3 protein-coding genes are annotated in these 3848 nt (G+C 58.0%); all 3 read left to right on the forward strand.

Annotated features, from left to right (window positions below):
* Positions 1 to 133: 133 nt before the first annotated feature.
* From AWB65_RS34310 to AWB65_RS34320, 3 genes are read left to right on the forward strand one after another with little or no spacing between them, the layout of a single operon-like run.
* Positions 134 to 1384, forward strand: coding sequence for a site-specific integrase (locus tag AWB65_RS34310; protein ID WP_159907966.1), 1251 nt, complete (start codon positions 134 to 136; stop codon positions 1382 to 1384).
* Positions 1381 to 2748 carry a tyrosine-type recombinase/integrase gene (locus tag AWB65_RS34315; RefSeq protein WP_087671199.1) on the forward strand — a complete coding sequence of 456 codons (1368 nt, stop codon included), beginning with the start codon at positions 1381 to 1383 and terminating at the stop codon, positions 2746 to 2748. The genes AWB65_RS34310 and AWB65_RS34315 overlap by 4 nt, the downstream gene beginning before the upstream one ends.
* Positions 2745 to 3746, forward strand: coding sequence for a tyrosine-type recombinase/integrase (locus AWB65_RS34320; RefSeq protein ID WP_087671200.1), 1002 nt, complete (start codon positions 2745 to 2747; stop codon positions 3744 to 3746). The genes AWB65_RS34315 and AWB65_RS34320 overlap by 4 nt, the downstream gene beginning before the upstream one ends.
* Positions 3747 to 3848 lie beyond the last annotated feature (102 nt).

Consider the following 3848-nt stretch of genomic DNA (forward strand, 5'->3'; position numbering starts at 1 on the left):
CTCGCCTAATCTGAAGGAAGCCGTAATCGGAAGGAAGCCGTCGCGGCCGCCGGCGGTCCGTGCTTTTCTCAACTCCGCTTTCCATTATGGGCACATGGCATCCTCAGGCTTGGTCTCGTCCAAGGAGGTTCCCATGTCCACTCCGCTACTAGCTGATGAGCGGTTGATCGAGAAACTGCTGGCACATCTGCGGGCCGAGGGGTACTCCCTACGGATCCAGCGGTGGTATCCGGCTCGCGTGCGTCCGTTCCTCAATTACTGCCGCCGCAATGGACTGTCTATCGAAACCGTTGTCTCGGGACATGTGACACAGTTCTTGCGGGGGCAATATCGACGATCGCGGAAACGAAACAGCAATTTGCCACCGTTGCAGCAGTGGCGACATCGATACACTGGCGCCATCAATATGATGCTGCGTCTTGTGCGCGGTGCATGGCCGGTCCCGGACCCGCCTAGCAACGCAATCGAAGGTTTCCATCGCGATATAGTTATGGAGTACGACACATGGTTGCGTGAACTACGCGGACTGCACCCACTGACTCGAGCCAAGCGCGCAAAGCATGCGTTGCAATTCCTAACTTCACTTGGGCAGCGCGCAGACCCGCAGGGCCTGAAGTACTTGAGCGTTCACGAACTCGACGCGTACTTGAAGCAATGTTGTGTCGGACTGCGACGCGCATCCATCGAAGATCGAACCGTCTGCCTCCGTGATTTTCTTCGCCACTTGTGGCGCACCGGGCGAACTGCCACTGATCTCGCTGGCACTGTGATTGGGCCACGCATCTATGAGCACGAAGGCATCCCAGTCGCCCTGCGGACAGAAGACGTGACGCGAGTTCTGGAGGTGACTCGGAAGGACCTCTCTCCGGTGGGCCTGCGCGACTACGCCATCTTGTCCCTGTTGTCCACCTACGGCCTACGTGCTGCAGAAGTCGTCAATTTACGCCTGGAGGACATCGACTGGAGGCGGGACATGCTTCGGGTGCGCCATACAAAGACCGGGACCTCCTCCGAGCTGCCATTGCTACGCGAGCCGGGCGAAGCTGTGCTCCGATATGTGGAGAAGGCGCGACCGCCAAGCGTGTATCGAGAGGTATTCCTGCGCATCCAGGTGCCATACCGTCCATTCAAGAACGGATCGATCCTCAACTGCATCACGAATGCTCGTCTGCGAGCAGCCGGAGTCACTCCGCAAGGAAGGAAAGGCCCTCACGCCTTTCGCCACGCGCGCGCCGTTAGCTTGCTTCGATCTGGTGTGCCGCTCAAGATCATCGGTGACGTGTTGGGTCACACGTCCGCCGGGGCGACCGCAGGATATCTGAAGCTCGCGACCGAGGATCTGCGATCCATCGGACTAGATCTACCAGGAGGATTTTTGCCATGACTCATTTATCGTTCAACAATGCAGCCCTCATCGAGCGCTTTTTGCAGGCGCAAGGTTTTCGACATCCAGCTACGCACAAGAACTATGCAGGCATTCTGTGCAACTTCACCGGCTTTCTCGCAGACCATGGCGCGATTACATCACCGGACGTCGCGATCGTGACGCAATGGCTAAAGGAACACAGTCTCAAGTGGAAGGTGCACATCCTTTATCACCGGGCCTTCCTGATTGAGCGATACGTTCGGTGGCTGCATGAGCAGGGGATGATCGCGTCGAACCCATTTACAGAATTGCATCGACAGTACGGTCCCCGCACTACACCGATCGTGCGAGCCCTCGTGAGTGAAGATAGCGACGAGGCGCTCCACAACCAAAGCCAGCTTCCTCGCTTCGGAAGTTTCCTTGGCGTTGTGATGGCTCAGCATGTTTCACACATGCGCGTGCTCGGTTATCGCTATCGCACTGAAGAGCAGAGACTACTGCGCTTCGATCGGTTCCTGCAACGCCACCCTGAGCTGGCCGGGTTGACGCTCTCCGAACTCGTCGAGCATTGGAGTCAGGAAGAACCGTCACCGTACCACTTGTTCGAAGCTCGGAGAGCCGGCCGTACCGTGTCGAAAGCGATGCACCGGATCGACCCGCGGGTGCCGGTCTTGTCAATCGGCGACGGAGTAGCTCGTGCTGCCCGGCAGCAGCAACGATCTCCCTATCTCTACACGGACGATGAGATACAGCGCATCTTGCACGCGGCGCTGTTGTATCCTTCGCCGAAGGCACTGTGGCGTCCTGTCACCCTCTTCACAATGCTTGTGCTTGCATACTGTGCCGGGCTTCGGGGAGGCGAGGTCGCGCGTTTGATGCTTGGCGATGTCGACCTGCGTGAACAGACACTCGAGATCCGGGAGACGAAGTTTTTCAAAAACCGTCGCTTGCCTCTGGCTGCTGGAGTCATGGCCTCCATCAAGCACTATCTTGGTGTGCGAGAGCAAGCCGGCGCACCTACGAATCCTGAGAGCCCTTTGTTCTGGAGTCCACAGCGCAATTGCGGATACACCGTAGGCGGCGTACGGCTCATTCTTACCGACGTCCTGCGACGTGCGGACGTCAAACCTGCACGCGGCGCAGTTGGGCCGCGAGTTCATGATCTGCGACACACGATGGTTGGCCATCGGATGCGCGACTGGTACAAGTCGGGAATCAACCCGCAATCCAAGCTTCCCTATCTCGCAACATACCTCGGGCACAAAGACATCCGCTCAACACTGGTCTATCTGAACATCACACCAGAGTTGCTGCAGAACGCCAGTGAACGCTTCCGCAAGAATGGCGCAGCGGCGCTACAGACGAGGGAGATCCTGCCATGAAACAGAGTACCTTCGCCTCTTTGCTGCACGCATTTTTCCACGAATGGATGGGCAAGCAGAGGAATCTCTCCCATCACACGGTATGCTCATATCGCGACACGTGGAAGATGTTCCTTCAATTTACCGCCAGTCGTGGGCGACGGCAGATCGCGCAGCTGTCTCTAGCGGACCTGCAGGCCGGTGAGGTGCTTGCGTTCCTGGACTATTTGGAGAAGGACCGGAAGGTGTCCATCGGCACGCGCAACTGTCGACTTGCCGCTATTCACAGCTTCTTTGCCTTTGTCGCACATCGCGAGCCGCTTGCGATCGCGCAGTGCACAGAGATCGCACATATTCCGGTCAAGAAGATGTCGCGGCCCACCATGTGCTACATGGATGCCGAGGAAATTGCGGCGGTTCTTCGAGAGCCCGACCAATCGAGCCTGGAAGGGCAGAGAGATCACGCGTTGCTCGCGTTCCTTTACAACACGGGGGCACGGATCCAGGAGGCGCTGGATGTGTGTCCACGAGCCATTCGCTTTGAATCTCCTGCACAAGTAGAGCTGTTCGGTAAAGGACGAAAGTGTCGTATCTGCCCCTTGTGGCCGGAAACGGTGGCCATAATCAAGGCGCTGCTCAGGCGACAGCCGCGCAAGGGTAACGAGCCTATCTTCGTCAATCGATATGGCCAGCCGCTCGGTGCAGCCGGGGTTCGCTTTAAGCTCAAGCAGTACGTTCAGTCAGCTACGCAGCACGTGCCATCGCTCGCGACAAAGCGGATCACGCCGCACACGTGGCGTCACAGCGTCGGAGTTCAGCTAGTCGCTGCTGGTGTCGACGTGACGGTGATCCGTAGCTACCTCGGGCACGCTCGACTGGATACGACCAATCACTACGCCCGCGCAAATTTGGATACGAAGCGAGAGGCGCTCGAGCAGATCGACCCATCAACAAAGCCCGGTCGGCCGCCGCGATGGAAGCGGAATCCGGAGCTGCTGACCTGGCTCGAATCGCTGTGAAGAGTAGCGCCGATAATGAGAAGGTCATATGGTCTACCGACCCGGAGGTTCCCTGAGGTAGGCCACGTCCTTCTTATTACGAGGCGCTTCCCATTAGGCGAG

The organism is Caballeronia humi, assembly GCF_001544475.1.
Classification (GTDB): domain Bacteria; phylum Pseudomonadota; class Gammaproteobacteria; order Burkholderiales; family Burkholderiaceae; genus Caballeronia; species Caballeronia humi.

Bases quoted from the DNA above. Each gene is read 5' to 3' on its own strand.
- AWB65_RS34310 (WP_159907966.1), top strand. From the start codon at position 134: ATGTCCACTCCGCTACTAGCTGATGAGCGGTTGATCGAGAAACTGCTG.
- AWB65_RS34315 (WP_087671199.1), top strand. From the start codon at position 1,381: ATGACTCATTTATCGTTCAACAATGCAGCCCTCATCGAGCGCTTTTTG.
- AWB65_RS34320 (WP_087671200.1), top strand. From the start codon at position 2,745: ATGAAACAGAGTACCTTCGCCTCTTTGCTGCACGCATTTTTCCACGAA.